General features: G+C 42.2%; 18 protein-coding genes. All 18 read right to left on the bottom strand.

What is annotated here, in order from left to right; all coding sequences use genetic code 11:
- Positions 1-156 precede the first annotated feature (156 nt).
- Entirely contained in the window at positions 157-1,656 is a 1,500-nt protein-coding gene (lysS, locus tag MHH61_RS09345) for a lysine--tRNA ligase (protein ID WP_125587550.1), read from the bottom strand.
- 91 nt (positions 1,657-1,747) lie between these two features.
- Positions 1,748-2,749: a tRNA dihydrouridine synthase DusB gene (gene dusB, locus MHH61_RS09340; RefSeq protein ID WP_117728229.1), complete on the bottom strand. Its 1,002-nt coding sequence runs from the start codon at positions 2,747-2,749 to the stop codon at positions 1,748-1,750.
- Positions 2,742-2,975 carry a helix-turn-helix domain-containing protein gene (locus MHH61_RS09335; RefSeq protein ID WP_024425661.1) on the bottom strand — a complete coding sequence of 78 codons (234 nt, stop codon included), beginning with the start codon at positions 2,973-2,975 and terminating at the stop codon, positions 2,742-2,744. Before MHH61_RS09335 ends, dusB begins: the two co-directional genes overlap by 8 nt.
- Positions 2,927-3,430 carry a 2-amino-4-hydroxy-6-hydroxymethyldihydropteridine diphosphokinase gene (gene folK / locus MHH61_RS09330; protein ID WP_024425660.1) on the bottom strand — a complete coding sequence of 168 codons (504 nt, stop codon included), beginning with the start codon at positions 3,428-3,430 and terminating at the stop codon, positions 2,927-2,929. Before folK ends, MHH61_RS09335 begins: the two co-directional genes overlap by 49 nt.
- A complete protein-coding gene (gene folB, locus MHH61_RS09325; protein ID WP_080780838.1) occupies positions 3,427-3,789 on the bottom strand; it encodes a dihydroneopterin aldolase in 363 nt (120 codons plus the stop codon). The genes folK and folB overlap by 4 nt, the downstream gene beginning before the upstream one ends.
- The gene (folP, locus tag MHH61_RS09320) at positions 3,782-4,639 is read right to left on the bottom strand and encodes a dihydropteroate synthase (protein ID WP_024425658.1); all 858 of its coding nucleotides are present in this window, start codon (positions 4,637-4,639) and stop codon (positions 3,782-3,784) included. The genes folB and folP overlap by 8 nt, the downstream gene beginning before the upstream one ends.
- Positions 4,640-4,648: 9 nt before the next feature.
- Positions 4,649-5,497 (bottom strand): aminodeoxychorismate lyase, encoded by an 849-nt coding sequence (gene pabC, locus MHH61_RS09315; RefSeq protein ID WP_024427181.1) that lies wholly within the window; start codon positions 5,495-5,497, stop codon positions 4,649-4,651.
- Positions 5,494-6,087, bottom strand: coding sequence for an aminodeoxychorismate/anthranilate synthase component II (pabA, locus tag MHH61_RS09310; protein WP_024425656.1), 594 nt, complete (start codon positions 6,085-6,087; stop codon positions 5,494-5,496). Before pabA ends, pabC begins: the two co-directional genes overlap by 4 nt.
- 13 nt (positions 6,088-6,100) lie before the next feature.
- Positions 6,101-7,519, bottom strand: coding sequence for an anthranilate synthase component I family protein (locus MHH61_RS09305; RefSeq protein ID WP_125587549.1), 1,419 nt, complete (start codon positions 7,517-7,519; stop codon positions 6,101-6,103).
- Between the two features lie 124 nt (positions 7,520-7,643).
- Positions 7,644-8,567, bottom strand: coding sequence for a cysteine synthase A (cysK, locus tag MHH61_RS09300; protein WP_024425655.1), 924 nt, complete (start codon positions 8,565-8,567; stop codon positions 7,644-7,646).
- Positions 8,568-8,644: 77 nt separating this feature from the next.
- Positions 8,645-9,553, bottom strand: coding sequence for a peptidyl-prolyl cis-trans isomerase (locus tag MHH61_RS09295; RefSeq protein WP_024425654.1), 909 nt, complete (start codon positions 9,551-9,553; stop codon positions 8,645-8,647).
- Positions 9,554-9,599: 46 nt separating this feature from the next.
- Complete coding sequence (hslO, locus tag MHH61_RS09290) at positions 9,600-10,475, bottom strand: Hsp33 family molecular chaperone HslO (protein WP_125587548.1); 876 nt, start codon at positions 10,473-10,475, stop codon at positions 9,600-9,602.
- A gap of 14 nt (positions 10,476-10,489) precedes the next feature.
- The gene (locus tag MHH61_RS09285; protein WP_024427185.1) at positions 10,490-11,266 is read right to left on the bottom strand and encodes a type III pantothenate kinase; all 777 of its coding nucleotides are present in this window, start codon (positions 11,264-11,266) and stop codon (positions 10,490-10,492) included.
- A gap of 162 nt (positions 11,267-11,428) precedes the next feature.
- Positions 11,429-13,330: an ATP-dependent zinc metalloprotease FtsH gene (gene ftsH / locus MHH61_RS09280; protein WP_024427186.1), complete on the bottom strand. Its 1,902-nt coding sequence runs from the start codon at positions 13,328-13,330 to the stop codon at positions 11,429-11,431.
- 95 nt (positions 13,331-13,425) lie between these two features.
- Positions 13,426-13,965: a hypoxanthine phosphoribosyltransferase gene (gene hpt, locus MHH61_RS09275; RefSeq protein WP_008357399.1), complete on the bottom strand. Its 540-nt coding sequence runs from the start codon at positions 13,963-13,965 to the stop codon at positions 13,426-13,428.
- A gap of 15 nt (positions 13,966-13,980) precedes the next feature.
- Positions 13,981-15,384: a tRNA lysidine(34) synthetase TilS gene (tilS, locus tag MHH61_RS09270; protein ID WP_041105731.1), complete on the bottom strand. Its 1,404-nt coding sequence runs from the start codon at positions 15,382-15,384 to the stop codon at positions 13,981-13,983.
- A gap of 96 nt (positions 15,385-15,480) precedes the next feature.
- Positions 15,481-16,488 (bottom strand): protein kinase family protein, encoded by a 1,008-nt coding sequence (locus MHH61_RS09265; RefSeq protein WP_125587547.1) that lies wholly within the window; start codon positions 16,486-16,488, stop codon positions 15,481-15,483.
- A complete protein-coding gene (locus tag MHH61_RS09260) occupies positions 16,472-17,209 on the bottom strand; it encodes a VWA domain-containing protein (protein WP_034325063.1) in 738 nt (245 codons plus the stop codon). Before MHH61_RS09260 ends, MHH61_RS09265 begins: the two co-directional genes overlap by 17 nt.
- Between the last annotated feature and the right edge of the window lies 1 nt (position 17,210).

The following is a 17,210-nucleotide window of genomic DNA, read 5'->3' as shown; positions in this document are numbered from 1 at the left end:
TTTTTTCAATTTCTTTTTTTAACCTCGTTGCTGTTTTGCGGCAACGAATAATAATATACCACCTGGAATCTTTCCTTGCAATAGTTTTTTTAAAAAAAGTTTCATTTTATGAAAAATAAAAAGCGCCATAGATAAAATGGCGCTTTGATTGATGTATTAGCGGTTTCTCATTTGCGGGAAAAGCAGTACATCTCTGATTGATGGAGAATTTGTTAAAAGCATGATTAATCGGTCGATCCCGATTCCTAAACCACCTGTTGGAGGCATGCCGTATTCTAATGCTTCAACAAAATCGTCATCCATTAGATGTGCTTCGTCATTTCCTTCTTCACGTTCTTTTAATTGAGCTTCAAAGCGTTCTCTTTGATCAATTGGATCGTTTAGCTCTGTGAATGCATTTGCATGCTCACGGCGCACGATAAACAGCTCAAAGCGATCTGTGAAGCGAGGATCTTCAGGATTTTTCTTAGCTAATGGAGAAATCTCCACTGGATGTCCGTAAATGAATGTAGGCTGAACCAATGTTTCTTCTACTTTTTGCTCGAAGAACTCATTGATAATATGACCTACTGTCATATTTTTCGTGATTTCAACACCATGATCAGCAGCATGCTGTTTTGCTTCTTCTATAGACATCTCCTGCCAGAAGTCTACACCTGTTGCTTCTTTGACCGCTTCAACCATATGCAGTCTCTTCCATTCAGGTTTGAGATCAATTTCATCTTCTCCATATTGAATGGTTGTTGTTCCCAGCACCTCTTGGGCAATATGGGCAATCAAGTTTTCAGTCAGATTCATGATGTCTTTGTAGTCTGCGTATGCTTCATACAGCTCGATCATAGTGAATTCTGGGTTATGACGAGTCGATACACCTTCATTACGGAATACGCGGCCAATCTCGTATACTTTCTCTAGACCACCGACAATTAGGCGTTTTAAGTGCAGCTCGATCGCAATACGCATATAAAGCGGTATATCAAGTGCATTGTGATGAGTAATGAAAGGACGCGCTGATGCACCACCAGGAATGCTGTGCATTGTTGGTGTTTCAACTTCTAAGTATCCTTTAGAATCTAAGTATCTTCTCATGGATTGAATGATTTTGCTTCGCATAATGAACGTCTGCTTACTTTCTGGATTTACAATGAGGTCAAGGTAGCGCTGACGATAGCGTTGTTCAACATCTTTTAATCCATGATATTTATCAGGAAGCGGGCGAAGTGCTTTTGTCAGAACCTCAAAGCTAGTCGCTTTAATAGAAAGTTCTCCTACATTTGTTTTAAAAACAGTTCCTGTTACACCGATAATATCGCCTAGGTCTGAGCTTTTAAATAATTCGTAGGCTTCTTCCCCTACACTATCTTTACGAACGTAGATTTGAATTTGTCCTTCTAGGTCTTGAATATGCGCAAAGCCAGCTTTACCTTTTCCGCGCTTTGTCATCATACGTCCAGCGATTGTTACTTGAGCCGCTTTTCCTTCTAAGTCTTCTTTAGAAAACTCGTCATATTCAGCGATAATTTGCGCAGATTGATGAGAACGGTCATATCGTTCACCGAATGGATCGATACCCTCTTCTCTCATTTTATTCATTTTGTCACGTCTGACCTGGAATTGGTCATTTAATTCTTCGTTATTAAGCCCTTCATTACTCATTTTATATCACTCCAATAATGTATTTTGCAGAGAAAAGCAGAAAAACTGCCAGTACATGCACTAGCAGTGAGCTACAAAAAGAAAGATAATCTTATCCTACTTTTATACTTTGAAGCTCTTTTGCCTCGGCTTCGATCGTAAAGTCATCAAGAACTTGTACAAGCTCCGCTCTCGTTTCACTTTGATTGATTTGATTTCTTACGTCCGCATTGCCTCGGACACCTTTTAAGTACCATGCTGCGTGCTTTCTCATTTCTCTAACAGCCACATGCTCGCCTTTCAGATCGATGAGTCTGTCTAAGTGAAGCTTGCACACTGACATTTTCTCACGCACGTTTGGCTCTTCTTTCAGTTCACCCGTTTCTAAATAATGAACCGTTCGATAAATCATCCACGGGTTTCCTAGTGCAGCTCTTCCGATCATGACAGCGTCCACACCCGTTTCATCAAGCATACGTTTTGCATCTTGAGGGGTTTTGACATCGCCATTGCCGATGACAGGAATTGAAACAGATTGTTTAACCTCTTTAATAATATCCCAATTCGCTGTTCCTTCGTACATTTGCACGCGTGTCCGTCCGTGAAGCGCAACCGCTTGTCCACCTGCTCGTTCAACAGCACGGGCATTGTCGATAGCAAAGATATGGTCTTCATCCCAGCCCATTCTCATTTTCACAGTAACTGGTTTGTCTACAGCTTCTACGACAGCAGAGACCATTTCATAAATCTTGTTTGGATCAAGGAGCCATTTCGCTCCTGCATCACATTTCGTAATCTTTGGTACAGGACAGCCCATGTTAATATCAATGATATCAGCTGTGGTATTCTGGTCTACGAACTTTGCCGCTTCGACGAGTGTGTCTTTTTCCCCTCCAAATATCTGAAGGCTCAAAGGCTTTTCCCGTTCATCAATGTATAGCATACCCATCGTTCTCGCGTTGTTGATCAGGATCGCTTTGTCACTGACCATTTCAGCGCAGACTAAGCCCGCTCCAAACTCTTTCACCGTCAGTCTGAAGGCAGAGTTGCACACACCAGCCATTGGTGCGAGCACTACTTTGTTTTTAATATCGATATCTCCGATTTTAAACATTTTTCCCCCTCCTTTCTTCTTCAAGAATTGGCGAAAGTTCTTCCACCGTTATATTTAAAGCATCTGCTATTTGACCAACCAATTGGTTTGTTGGTAATCGATTGCCTCGCTCAATTTCTCCTAAGACAGAGACAGAGATGCCCAGTCTTTTCGCGAACCCTTCCTGAGTATACCCTTTTAGCTTTCGGTATGCACGAATTCTTCTACCCCACATGTCTTTTTCCATATGCTTACACCTTCTTGGTCTGTTACGGCATTTATTTGTACTTCGCCGATTTCTGGGCAAATCTCACTCATCGGGACAAGAACGAATAAACGTTCGTACATTCTAGGATGCGGCACTACAAGTTGTTCTGTTTCAATATTTTCACGATTATAAAGTAAAATGTCAAGGTCAGCCGTTCGCGGTCCCCATCTCACTTCTCTTGTTCTGCCTAACTCCTGCTCGATTTTCTGAGTAAGAGACAGCAGTTCCTCCGGACGAAGTGAAGTGGTAATTTTCACGGCCATGTTTAAAAAGTCATCTTGGTTTTCATAGCCTACAGGTGCTGTTTCATATATCGATGAGATTAATTCCACTTGAACCTCTGGATGTTCATGCAGTTTTTTGACGGCTTCTTTTAAATAGGTTTCTTTTTTACCTATGTTTGAGCCTAATGCGATGTATGCTGTATTGTTCATGTGCGCGATCTCGTCATTTCAATTGCAACGGACTGATAGTGTCCTGGAATTGGCGGATCTGGTTTGATCACCTTCACTGTACATTCCTGAACTGTCGGAAAATCCTTTAACACTTGGTTTGCAATTCTTTCTGTCAGTGTTTCAACGAGATTGACCGGCTTACCTTCTACAATGCTTTTGCAGATTTGGTAAAGCTCTGCATAGTTGATGGTCTCATTGAGATCATCAGTTTGTCCGGCTTTACTTAAATCAAGTGAAGCTGTTAAGTCCACGCGGAATCGCTGCCCTAATTTATTTTCTTCTGCAAATACACCATGGTACCCGTAAAATTCCATTCCATTTACATATACTTTATCGATGATAAGCGCCTCCCTTATTCAGCATAGCATCCATCATTTTTGCCATTCTTGCTATTTCTTTTACATCATGTACACGGACCATCGCACTGCCCTTTTGAATCCCAAGGCAAACAGTCGCACCTGTTCCTTCAGTACGTTCTTCAGGCGGCAGGTCTAAGACAGCACCAATGAATCGTTTTCGTGATGTAGCTAGCAGCAGTGGATACCCAAGGTGACAAAAATGTTCGAGTTCATTCATGACCTTCAGGTTGTCCTCTTTATTTTTCGCAAATCCTACCCCTGGATCTAATATGATCATGTCATCACGGACACCCGCTTGCTGGGCAATTTGGACACTTTCTTTCAAATCGGCGATCATATCTGAAATCAGATGTGTGTAGTTTCGTTCTGGCCGATTGTGCATTAAAATGATTGGGACATTGTGCTTCGCTGCCACATGTGCCATTTGGGGATCTGCCTTCGCTCCCCATACATCATTAATGATGGAGGCTCCAGCTTTCACCGCTTCATCTGCAACACGGGCTTTATACGTATCAATAGAGATAGGTACATCTAATTCTTTTGTGATCTTCTCAATGACAGGAATGACCCTTGAAAGCTCCTCTTCTTCCGAGACAAGTGCCGCTCCCGGGCGAGTCGATTCTCCGCCAATATCAATAATATGCGCCCCGTCTTCTATCAGCTGCGCTGCATGAGCCAGCGCTTTATCTACTTGATTAAACTTTCCTCCATCTGAAAAAGAGTCAGGAGTGACATTTAAAATGCCCATGACCAATGTCTTTTCTTCATAGCTAAGGGTGTGATGCTTGGCCTGTATGATTTTAGGCTGTTTTATCAATTGTTGTGTCATTGTGTCCACCTACTCTTTATGGTCTTGACGTTCTTTTGTGTATTGCATTCTTAACTTTGTTGAGATGGTCCGGCTGTTTTTGGGCAAGTGGATGTCTCCTATACTCCCGAAAGGTACAACTCCCTGAACAGAATTAGTCATCCATACCTCATCAGCTGAGAGCAAATGTGAGACTGGGTATCGTCCTTCCTTTAGCGAGATCCCCATCGCGTGGAGCGTTTCCATACAGTATCGACGAGTGACCCCATTTAAAATGCCTGTATCAAGTGACGGTGTATAGACCACATCATCTTTCCGCCAAAAAACATTCGAGGTAATACCTTCTGCCACATCATCTTCTTTCGTTAAAAAGATGCCTTCTAACGCCGGGTCGTTCCCCACTTCTCTTTTCGCGAGCAGGTTGTTCATATAGTGATGAGACTTGAGGCGCCTTGGCCCTTCTGGTGTATTTCTTCTTGTTTGAAGAATGACTCCCTTTTTCTCATCTAAAATAGATTCTGGACGGAATGGAGAGATCATGACAAAAACGACAGGCTCTTCATAAGGATCTGCAGAAAACCCATTGCCTCTGCCCGCAGAAACATTCAAGCGAATTCTCGCATGGCCGCCGGCTATTTGGTTTTTATTCAGTAAAGTATAAATGATGTCGAGTACAAATGGTTTCTCTATTGTGGATTCGATGCAAAGGTCACGTAATGATTGATTGAGCCTTTCAAGATGCCAATCTAACAGGAAGACTTGTCCTGCCAGGCTGGTAAATGTTTCGAATACACCGATGCCATATAGAAAACCATGATCAAAAGGAGAAAGAGTCGCGTCTTTCTCCTCTATATACTGACCGTTCAGATAAATGATCATGCGTTTACTTCATGCCCCTTTTTACGATAGGTTTCAATGAAATTTTTCAGCATTTCTTTTCCGAAGGACGTCATAATCGATTCAGGATGGAATTGCACACTTTCAATCGGCAGTTCTTTATGGCGAATCGCCATGAGCTCGCCTTCTTTTGTGCTGGCTGTTGCGTCAAAGCACTCTGGCAATGTCTCATTTTTGACAATTAATGAATGGTATCTCGTTGCGACGAGCGGATTTTGAAGTCCTGTGAAGACACCTTTTCCGTCATGTTTAATCTCTGACGTTTTACCGTGCATTAAGCGCTCTGCTCGAACGACATCCCCGCCAAAGACTTGTGCGATGGATTGGTGACCTAGACACACACCGAAGATCGGAATACTTCCTGCAAAGTGCTTGATCGCCTCCATACTAATTCCCGCTTCATCAGGACTGCATGGCCCTGGAGAAATCATGAGGAAATCCGGCTTGAGCTCTTCAATTTCTTGAATGGTTACTTGATCATTCCGTTTCACGATCAATTCTTCTCCAAGCTCACCTAAATACTGGACCAGGTTGTACGTAAATGAATCATAATTATCAATCATTAAAATCATACTCTGCTCACCTCTAACTCAAAATAGTCTCTTCTTTGCTCAGCTGTAATGCTTTTTTCACTGCATAGGCTTTTTTAATCGATTCTTTATATTCGTGTTTTGGGACAGAATCTATGACGATCCCCGCACCTGACTGCATAAAGGCTTTTCCTTCTGTACAATACGCAGTACGAATGACGATATTAAAGTGCATATCGTGATTGAATCCAAACCAGCCTATAGATCCAGTATAAAGCCCACGTCTTGTTGGCTCAAGTTCTTCTATGATTTCCATCGTCCTTACTTTTGGAGCACCTGTAATCGTTCCACCTGGGAATACAGCTCTCATAACATCTACCGCGTCACATTCATCACGCAGCTCTCCTTGTACATTGGATACAATATGCATCACGTGTGAATATTTCTCAATCGCCATAAATTCGTTCACTTTTACGGATCCATAAGTGGATACGCGTCCAAGGTCATTCCGCTCAAGGTCAACGAGCATCACATGCTCTGCGCGTTCTTTTTCATTTTCAATGAGCTCTTTTGCCAGCGCTTGATCCTCAGCGTCGTCTTTGCCTCGTGATCTTGTTCCGGCAATTGGTCTTGTTTCTAGCTGAGTTCCTTTTTTCTTAATAAGCAGCTCTGGAGATCCACAAACAATTTGGAAGTCAGGCGTATGCAGGTAAGACATGTAAGGAGATGGATTGACTTGACGTAACGTTTTGTATAAATCATACGGATGAGTGTGAAGCTGTTCATCTTGTCTGATGGATAAGTTCACTTGGAACACATCACCGTTTGCGATATATTGCTTAATTTTCTCTACTGCTTCCCCAAAGGTTTCTTCAGTGAATGGTGCTGCTGGTACAAATTCTGTGGAAGGTTCACTGACAGGTGATTGTGCTGATTCTTCTGAAGAGCTTGTCCATTTTTGCTTCCATTCTTCAAGCCTTTGGTTCGCTTTACTCACTGATTCCGTTTCCTCTATGTGCGTAATCAGCCACAGCGCGTGCTCTTTATGATCAAAAACTGCAACATCGTTAAATACGAGGAAATAAAGGTCTGGTGTTTGAAGATCATCAATTGACAGCATCTTAAAATGTTCGATGTATCTAGCATAATCGTAGCTTAAAAACCCAATTGCTCCGCCTTGAAAGTCGGGGTATTCGTCGTTCGTTTCGGTTCGAAGGGTTTGAAACCAATCCGTAAAGGCTCTGAATGGATCACCTTCTTTGAACAGCACCTCATCTTGATAATGGATAGTCGTCATTCCATCTTTCCCCTTCGCTTTAGCGATCGGGTGAATACCAGCGATGCTATAAGAACCGACGCGCGCACTTTCAAGAAGCACATGATGTGTTTCACGAGCAGTTAATTGTTCGTATCTTTTCAAAAATGCATCTTTCGTAAAAGGAATTTTGATGCCCATCGGCCTGCGTTGTGTCATGTTATCATCCTTTTTCATTTTCATTAACCTTATTGTAATGCAATCCAATTTATTTAGAAAATAGTATTTGCTTTCCATCTTCAGAATTCATAAAAAAACCCCAGCAAATGCTGGGGTGATTGGTTTAATCGAATTGATAAAGAGGTGTACTGAGGTAACGCTCACCATTACTTGGGATGATGGCCAGAACCTTTTTCCCTTTACCAAGCTTCTTCGCTGTTTGAAGCGCTGCGTAAATAGCTGCTCCAGAAGAAATACCGCCAAGGATTCCTTCTTCTTTCGCTGCTTTTCTTGCAAGCTCAAATGCATCTTCGTTTTTCACTTGGATGATGCCGTCATATATTTCTGTGTTCAAGATGGAAGGAACAAAACCTGCTCCAATTCCTTGAATTTTATGCGGACCCGGCTTACCGCCTGACAATACAGGGGAATCTGTCGGCTCTACTGCATAAAGCTGAATGGATGGGATGGCTTCTTTTAGGACTTCACCAGCACCTGTAATCGTACCGCCCGTACCAACACCTGCAATAAATGCATCAAGCTCGCCGTCAAACTGTTCAAGAATTTCTTTCCCAGTTGTACGACGGTGAATCTCTGCATTGGCTTCGTTGCTAAATTGCTGAGGCATGAAGTAACCATGCTCTTCTGCTAATTCTTCCGCTTTTTTGATGGCACCCTTCATTCCTTCTGCACCTGGTGTTAAGACAAGTTCCGCACCATAAGCGCGTAAAAGGTTGCGGCGCTCCTGACTCATTGTGTCCGGCATAACCAAAATCGCATTGATTCCTTTAGCAGCCGCTACCATTGCAAGGCCGATTCCTGTATTTCCGCTTGTTGGTTCAATAAGCGTATCGCCGGCTTTTAATGTACCTTTTGCTTCAGCATCTTCGATCATCGCTAAAGCAATACGATCTTTGACACTGCTGCCCGGGTTCATATATTCAAGTTTCAAGTAGACATCCGCACTGTCTTCATCTACTAAACGGTTTAATTTAACGACTGGTGTATTTCCTATTAGTTCAAAAACTGAATTTGCAATACGAGCCATCACTAACACCTCTATCTCCGAGTAATTTTATTGTATTAATATTAAATTATCAATTTCAAAAAATTTTGTCAATGCTTTTAGTCCTGCTCTCCATCGTAAAACCATGTGACTTTCGCTTCTTTCCACAGGGTTTTGACATTCGCCTTTTCACCTAGATCTTCCATGGCAATCTGCCTTTTAATCTGGTCTTTGACTTCGTCATAGGAGAAAGAGCGACCATTTAATTTTTCTTTTAACTGAATAATGGCATACCCGTTTTTGGTCTGAATCGGCTCTTTCGTCCATTCATCTGGCTGAAGCTTTTGAGCTTCTTGTATGTATAGGGCTGGGATACTTTCCTGCTCTTCTGTCACAAATCCAAGATCTCCGCCGTATGGTGAGGTGTAACGGTCGATTGAACGTTCAGCTGCCACGGCTTCGAAGCTAGACCCACCTTTTAAATCTTTTAATACATTTTCAGCCTCGCTCTTTGTCTTCACGACGATATGGCGAATGCGGTATGAATCATCATATTGATATAAGTCCTTGTTTTTTTCATAAAACGATTTCGCTTCTTTTTCAGAAACGACGGCATCTCTTGTTAAAAGCTGCTCTAATAAAATTTGATAACGAATCTGTTCTTTCCATTCCTTCTCACTTGTATGTCCATCTTCATAGAAATTATTAGACACCGCTTTGAGCATGAGCAATTCACGATTGATCTCTTTTGAAGACACTTCCAGCTTGTTTTGCTTGGCAAGCTGATTGACCACCTTCTGATTGATCATTTGCTCAAGAGTCGCCTTTCCGTAGCGGTCTTCCATTTTCTTTAGCCATTCTTGACGCGTCACCTTCTCTTTTCCAATCGACGCAATTTCTTCACCACTCTTCCCGTTAGAAGAAGCCTGTGACATTTGTGACTTTGTTAATACATATGCAATGACAACGGCATTAATCATGAGCAACACGAGAATAAATGTCCATACCACTCTTGCTTTTAGTCTCATCTTTCGTCTCCTTTCCATTCTAAAAAGAAAACCCGCTGCTTAGAGCTTAGCGGGTTAATTCTTCACGCAGCTCCTCTAGCTCTTCTTTTGTAAATACATACGTTTCGTTACAAAAATGGCATTGAGCTTCTGCTTGTCCGTCTTGTTCAATCATATCGTCAATTTCGGTTTTTCCTAGGCTGATAATGCCATTTGCAAACCGTTCTTTTGAGCAGTTACAAGCAAATTCGACAGGTAAAGTTTCTAAAATTTGAGGCTTTTCACCAAGTACTTCTTCTAATATTTGTTCTGGTGTCATCCCTTTTTCAATGAGTTTAGAGATTGGTTCAATAGTTGACAGGCGCTTTTCTAGTCTTTCAATGACAGCATCTTCTGTACCAGGCAGCAATTGAATGATGAAACCGCCTGCTGCGAGAATCGAATTATCTGGATTGACAAGGACACCTACGCCTACAGAAGAAGGCACTTGCTCAGAAGAAACAAGATAATAAGTAAAGTCATCTCCAATTTCACCTGAGACAATTTCTGTTTGTCCTGTAAAGTGGTCCTTCAGCCCGATATCTTTGACAACACTTAACGTTCCAGATGTTCCGACTGCACGTCTAACATCCAGCTTGCCATGTTCATTTAAGTCAAAGTGAACTTGTGGGTTTGAGACATATCCTCGTACCTGGCCTTTTGCATTTCCATCAGCAATAATGGCGCCGATTGGTCCACCGCCTTCTATTTTGACAGTTAGCTTATTCTCACCTTTCAGCATAGCACCCATCATGACTGTTGCTGTCATCGTTCTGCCGATGGCTGCTGATGCAGTCGGCCACGTATGATGTCTTCTTTGTGCTTCGTTGATTGTATCTGTTGTGTTTGCAGCATATGCGCGGACTTTTCCATCATATGCTAACGCTTTAACTAAGTAATCCATTTGATTTAAACCTCCTATAATACACCGACACGATTACGTTCATAAATGAGCTGCAGTCCTTTTAATGTGAGGAACGGATCGACAATATCAATACAGTCTGATTCATTTCCAATCAATGTAGACAAACCGCCTGTTGCAATGACTTTCGGTGTTTGTTTGGCTTGCTGCTTCATCCGTTTCACTATTCCCTCGACTTGGCCAACATATCCATAAAGGATGCCGGATTGCATCGCACTGATGGTGTTTTTTCCAACAATGTGATCTGGACGGACAATTTCAATTCTCGGCAGCTTCGCCGCTCTTGTATATAAAGCTTCAGTTGAGATGGTAATACCCGGTGCAATCGCTCCACCCATGTATTGTTTTTGTTCATTGATATAACAGTAGGTTGTTGCTGTTCCAAAGTCTACCACAATAAGAGGTGCCCCATATAGGTGAATTGCTGCTACTGCATTGACAATTCGATCTGCCCCGACTTCCTTTGGGTTGTCACACATAATGTTTAATCCAGTCTTCATTCCAGGCCCTACAATTTGGGGTGTTATGTGAAAATACTTTTCGCACATTCTTTCAAGTGCGAACATCATTGGCGGGACAACAGACGAAATGATAATCCCTTCTATTTGGTCAAACATCAGCCCCACATAATCGAATAAAGCCCTGATGGACATACCAAATTCATCTTCTGTTTTATGACGGCTTGTTTCAATTCGCCAATGGTAGTTTAGATCGCCATTATGATAAACACCTAAAACGGTATTTGTGTTTCCTACATCTATCACGAGTAACAACTTCATCACCACTTTGAATAGTTTCTCAAAAAGAGCATTTTTCGACTTTCTATCATACCATACACGAATTGAGTTCCATTTGTAAACAATTCGAAACCGATCCATTCATGAATCGAAATAAAAAAAGCCGCCGGTGATCCCGGCAGCTTTCACAGAAGGAGATTAGATCTCCTCATCTTCTTTTTTCTTGATGTTTACTTTCACATCATCGTTTTTCTCTTCGTCATCTGCATATACACGCTCTGGAAGCTTTCCAGTTTCGTAAAGAGATTTAATTTGTTCAGCATCTAATGTTTCAACTTCTAGAAGGGCTTGTGCGATGATTTCTAACTTATCTTTATTCTCAGTGAGAATTTGTTTCGCACGTTCGTAGCTCTCCTTAATGAAACGCTGAACTTCTTGGTCAATTTCGTAAGCGATCGCTTCACTGTAATTCGGCTCATTGTTAAAATCACGGCCAAGGAAGACTTGACCTCCTTGTGATTGACCGAATTGAAGCGGACCAAGTTTATCAGACATACCGAACTCTGTGACCATTCTTCTTGCAATGCCTGTTGCACGCTGGAAGTCGTTGTGAGCGCCTGTACTGACTTCACCAAACGTAATTTCCTCTGCAACACGACCGCCGAGCAAGCCGACAATCTTATCAAGAAGCTCTGGCTTCGTTTGGAAATAACGGTCTTCTCTTGGAAGCATGACCGCATATCCGCCTGCCTGACCACGAGGAACGATCGTTACTTTATGCACCATGTCCGCTTCGTCTAGGATAAGACCTATGACGGTATGACCTGCTTCATGGTAAGCCACAATATTACGTTCTTTCTTCGAAATGACACGGCTTTTCTTCGCCGGCCCAGCGATGACACGGTCAGTCGCTTCGTCAATATCACGCATATCGATTTTCTTTTTGTTATGACGGGCAGCAACAAGTGCTGCTTCGTTTAGTAAGTTCTCAAGATCTGCTCCAGAGAACCCTGGTGTTCTGCTTGCAATGGCTTTTAAGTTAACTGACTCGTCAAGCGGTTTGTTTTTCGCATGAACTTTCAGTACTTCTTCACGGCCAATAACATCTGGGCGGTCAACCGTAATTTGACGGTCAAAACGTCCCGGACGCAGCAATGCAGGGTCTAGAATATCTGCACGGTTTGTCGCAGCAATGATAATAATACCTTCGTTGGCACTAAAACCATCCATTTCAACAAGAAGCTGGTTAAGCGTTTGTTCACGCTCGTCATGACCACCGCCAAGACCGGCTCCACGCTGACGACCCACTGCATCAATCTCATCAATAAAGATTAAGCAAGGTGCATTCTTTTTCGCATTTTCGAATAAATCACGTACACGTGATGCACCGACACCGACGAACATCTCGACGAAGTCAGAACCACTGATGCTGAAGAAAGGAACGCCTGCTTCTCCTGCAGATGCTCTCGCAAGCAATGTTTTACCTGTACCTGGAGGTCCTACTAGTAAAACCCCTTTAGGGATTCTTGCGCCAAGCTCCGCAAATTTACGTGGGTCCTTCAGGAATTCAACCACTTCTACAAGCTCTTGCTTTTCTTCATCTGCACCGGCAACATCTTTAAATTTCACACGTTTCTTCTCTTCTGTGTAAAGCTTCGCCTTACTCTTACCAAAGTTCATGACTCGGCTTCCGCCGCCCTGAGCTTGGTTCAATAAGAAGAAGAACAGGATAAAGATGATGATAAACGGAATGATGGTTGTCAGAACTTGCAGCCATCCATTTGTTTCAGGTGCTGGTTCTACTTTTACATCTGTATTCTTCAGTGCACTGTAAATTTGGTCAACACCTTGACCATCTGGAACATGGGTAATGAAGTATTGATCTTTCTTCGCGCCATCTAATTGACCACGAATTTCATAAACCCCTCTTACAGGCTGAATGGAGATACTCTCCACTTTTCCCGCACTTAGATTTTGCGAAAATTTGCTGTAAGACATGTTCTCAGGCTTTTGATTTGGGGATCCTAACCAACTGACGACCCCTATCACAAGTAATAAAATAAGTATATAAAAAATCGTATTACGAAAAACCCGATTCATTCCTTACCTCCTCCCACAGTAAGCACAACTATGTTCAATAGTATCATAGAAAATCATTCCAACACAACCAATAACCTCATGTATACGTATGCTGATTAGCCTTCGTAAACAGATGGTTTTAACACTCCAATATACGGGAGGTTTCGGTAACGTTCAGCGAAATCCAATCCATAGCCGACAACAAATGCATCTGGCACTTCAAATCCAACATAATCTGCTTTGATGTCTGCTTTGCGGCCGCTTGGTTTATCAAGCAATGTCACAATTTTAATGGAATTTGCTTTACGGTATCGGAAAAGCTCTACCAGATAGCTCAAAGTTAACCCACTGTCGATGATATCTTCCATAATCAAAATATCTCTTCCTTCAACAGAAGTATCTAGATCCTTAATGATCTTTACTTCTCCAGAAGATACGGTAGACTTTCCGTAGCTAGATACATCCATAAAATCAAGTTCTAAATATGTATCAATGTGTTTGATCAGGTCTGCCATGAATGGAAGAGCCCCTTTCAAAACACCAATAGCCAGGGGAAATTTACCATCATAATCACTGGTTAATGTTGCACCCAGTTCCTTCACTTTTTGCTGGATCTCTTCTTCTGAGATCAAAATCTTTTCAATATCTTGTTTCATGCTTTTGCTTGCCCCCTACAAATTTTCGTGCTGTCTATATTGTAATACAATGAGATCGCTGTTTGTCATATCAATTTCTTCAAAAACGGATTTTTTCAGACCTGGGATCCAGATGATTTGATGATCCGAGTCAGTGACGATCGGCCAGCTGTCTCTTTCTGCAAGAGGCACTTTTTTATCAATAAATATATCCTTCACCTTTTTTGATCCATTCATCCCTTTAAGTTTGATTCGATCACCATTTTTTCGTGAGCGAATGATCAAAGGGAGACGAACATGATCTTTTTGAAGCAAGAAAAAATGGTTTCCGTTCCGTGCATCCTTCGGAACATGATTTGATACGGCGATAGACTGTCCATTTGGGAGAAAAAGCTCTTCTCCGAGCTCAACCTTTAAGTGAAGAGCATAAGACTGGTCTAATACATGCGATCGTTCAAAGGTAAACATACAGTGATCATAAGACTTGACAGCTTGTAAACCTTTTGGCAAATCTAATGATCCAGACGGTTGATCGGTATGAGATAACCAGTCTAAAGTCCCTAGAATATGCTGGTTTGAAAACGCTGATTGAGTGTTTTCATAAAGATAGTTTAATATTAGTTGAATGCCTCTTCTTTGTAAAGGCAAAGGCAGGTCAAGCAAAGGCTTCGTTTTGATCTCAATTTGCTTAGGCGATTGACTCGTTATCACTTGGTTCATTTGTTCCTTTGTTAAAGCCTGCAAGTATTGCTCATCCTCAGTCAGCATGTCACTTACAAACTGAAAGCTTTCATGTACATGAGGTGCCTCTTCTTTTAACACGGGAAGAATGTGTCTTCTTACCCGGTTTCTCAAGTAGTCATCCGTATGATTGCTTTGATCAATGACATAGGGGACATGTTCTTTTTCACAAGCTTTTAGTACGTCGTCCTTAGAGTATCCAATGAGCGGTCGAATCAGCCACCCATTTTGAAAAGGACGTTTTGCTTGGATACCCGCGAGTCCTATACCAACAGTCCCTCTCGCAAGTCTCATCAACATTGTTTCTACTTGGTCGTCTCCATGATGTGCAAGCGCTATAAATTGAGCGTTGTATTGCTCCATCAATTGACGAAAGAAAGCATATCTGCACTCCCTTGCAGCTGCCTGTTTGTTTAAGCGGTTTTCTTTTGCATATTGGGTGACCTGTATGCGGGACGATTCAAAAGGGATCTCGTGCTCCTTACAGTAAGCCTCAACAAATGCCAAATCAGCAAAGGACTCTTCTCCTCTGAACATGTGATCTACATGGGCTGCAATCAGCTGATAGGAACCTTTGCGGCGCTTGTTAAGTTCATGCAGTAAGAGCATAGAATCCGGTCCGCCGGAAACCCCGACAATGACTGTCGTATTTTCAAGGTAAACATCATGTTTTTTCAAAAAAGATTCAATTCTATTCACAACTTCCTCCTCACAAAGAGCAGGTAATTTAAAGATATACATATCCTATCACTTTCAGTAGCTCCAAGCAAAGAAGAAGCCTGCTTTTTTACAGCTCTACAACAGGAACAAAACCACATATGCACAGTAAAGGGCGAGTACACTGCATACGATAAGAATGGTTTCAAAAAGCCCGCCTGATTTTTTACGTATTGACGTTCTTTTTGCTGCTGCAGCCCGCGATCGTGAGGTCACTTGTTGATTTTGATTAACAGCGGGTTTTGGCGCAGGTTTTTGCTGCTGCTTCTTTTGGCGCGATTTTCTTGATGCAATCAGCTGTCCTTCTTTCAGCATCGCACTTTTCATGTCTGCTGCTGATTGATATTTACCTTGTAGAGCAGCCTTTAACACCCTTTCATATCGCTTTAATAAAGGATGTCCTTCAATGGCTCGATAAAGCTGCTTTTCTGGTTCTGCTCCTTTTTTGAATTCTTTCTTATACGCACAGTTGACCATCACCATGGTTAGGGCAAATAAATCATAGGTTGGTTCAGCTTTTCGTGTACCGAATCCCCAATAACCTCGATCAAAAAACTCGGTATACTCCTTAATTGCCCTGCCTGCTTTCGTCGTTCCTCCCACATCAATGCACCGAATCGTTGCCGGGGGACCAGAAACAATGAGATTATCCGGCTTTAAGTCACCAAAAATCCATCCTTCCTGATGTAAATGAGCCAGACTGGATAAAAGCTGAATCATCAAAACAACGATCCACTCATCACCCTTTTGTTTCACAAATTCAAGCAGTAATGGGCCTCTGACATATTCCATCACATAAAAGGAGCGTTTTTGAGGCATACCTGGATAAATCGCATCATCCATATCATAAAAAGAAGGCCCCATGGTTTTCACAGGAGCCTTTGAAAAGGATTTTAATACATTGACTTCAGATGCAATGAGCATACTGTCATCACTCACTTTAAGGGCCGCTTGCCCATGTGGCGATTCGGCCAGATAGACAACACCGTTCGCCCCTTTTCCAAGCTCTTTTACAATACGGTAATGATGGTGGTGCCATTTCCCTTGAATCACCGTGCCTAACGGGATGTTAGAAGCCGAATTCATCATCATGCTCTTCCTTTGCTTCAAGCAGCCCTTTGCGTGAACGAACTGATTTGAAATGCTGAAGTGCTTCCCGAAGCGCTGGTCCCGTTGGGGTGATGCCTCCAGTGGTCAGTTTTGGGAAAATAGATGATAATGAATCGAATCGAGGCGTCCAATTCAACACAATTTCAGCATCTGAGTTTTTCCCGGGAAATACACACATCCCAAACTGATTTTCTCCAATTCTTGAATTTAAACTGATGGAAAGGTCGATAAGTGCCTCTTTGACGGTTGGCAGCTTCGGTTTCATACTTGCACTTGTATCAACAAGCACAAGTACTTGAAGATGAACCGTTTCTCCTAACTCATCGACAACCTCCATTACTTCCCCGCGCTTATCAGGTGGAAGCTCTTCAATTTCAGTGTCTTTGCCGAGTATTTGCTGCAATTCTTTATTCACAACACCTTGCAGGGTTTGTGTCATTGCTTTTTTCGTGACCATTTGTACTGTTTGAGATAACTGCTGGACGTAGACAACTTGATGGATGCCTCCCCCTGCGAGAGCAATCCCCTCTACTTCCTTCATCGCTTCATGATCGTGTCTGTTTTCTTCCATAATGCCAATGACATTGACTGTAATCCCTTGTTCCTTTGCCAATGAGGCAATCGCAAGCGGATCTTCCCCGTGATTTGAGCAGCCATCTGTAATCAATAAGATTTGGTTGACGTGACCTTTTCGCATC

Source organism: Bacillus sp. FSL K6-3154, assembly GCF_040869395.1.
In the GTDB taxonomy this organism is placed as follows: domain Bacteria; phylum Bacillota; class Bacilli; order Bacillales; family Bacillaceae; genus Bacillus; species Bacillus safensis.
This window is presented reverse-complemented; position numbering and strand designations above follow the sequence as displayed.

Coding starts and splice junctions, on each gene's coding strand:
- MHH61_RS09335 (WP_024425661.1), bottom strand. CDS start 2,975: ATGGAAAAAGACATGTGGGGTAGAAGAATTCGTGCATACCGAAAGCTA.
- MHH61_RS09305 (WP_125587549.1), bottom strand. CDS start 7,519: ATGACACAACGCAGGCCGATGGGCATCAAAATTCCTTTTACGAAAGAT.
- MHH61_RS09265 (WP_125587547.1), bottom strand. CDS start 16,488: ATGAATTCGGCTTCTAACATCCCGTTAGGCACGGTGATTCAAGGGAAA.
- folK (WP_024425660.1), bottom strand. CDS start 3,430: ATGAACAATACAGCATACATCGCATTAGGCTCAAACATAGGTAAAAAA.
- pabA (WP_024425656.1), bottom strand. CDS start 6,087: ATGATTTTAATGATTGATAATTATGATTCATTTACGTACAACCTGGTC.
- hpt (WP_008357399.1), bottom strand. CDS start 13,965: ATGAAACAAGATATTGAAAAGATTTTGATCTCAGAAGAAGAGATCCAG.
- cysK (WP_024425655.1), bottom strand. CDS start 8,567: ATGGCTCGTATTGCAAATTCAGTTTTTGAACTAATAGGAAATACACCA.
- hslO (WP_125587548.1), bottom strand. CDS start 10,475: ATGGATTACTTAGTTAAAGCGTTAGCATATGATGGAAAAGTCCGCGCA.
- dusB (WP_117728229.1), bottom strand. CDS start 2,749: ATGTTTAAAATCGGAGATATCGATATTAAAAACAAAGTAGTGCTCGCA.
- lysS (WP_125587550.1), bottom strand. CDS start 1,656: ATGAGTAATGAAGGGCTTAATAACGAAGAATTAAATGACCAATTCCAG.
- ftsH (WP_024427186.1), bottom strand. CDS start 13,330: ATGAATCGGGTTTTTCGTAATACGATTTTTTATATACTTATTTTATTA.
- folP (WP_024425658.1), bottom strand. CDS start 4,639: ATGACACAACAATTGATAAAACAGCCTAAAATCATACAGGCCAAGCAT.
- pabC (WP_024427181.1), bottom strand. CDS start 5,497: ATGATCATTTATCTGAACGGTCAGTATATAGAGGAGAAAGACGCGACT.
- MHH61_RS09295 (WP_024425654.1), bottom strand. CDS start 9,553: ATGAGACTAAAAGCAAGAGTGGTATGGACATTTATTCTCGTGTTGCTC.
- MHH61_RS09260 (WP_034325063.1), bottom strand. CDS start 17,209: ATGCGAAAAGGTCACGTCAACCAAATCTTATTGATTACAGATGGCTGC.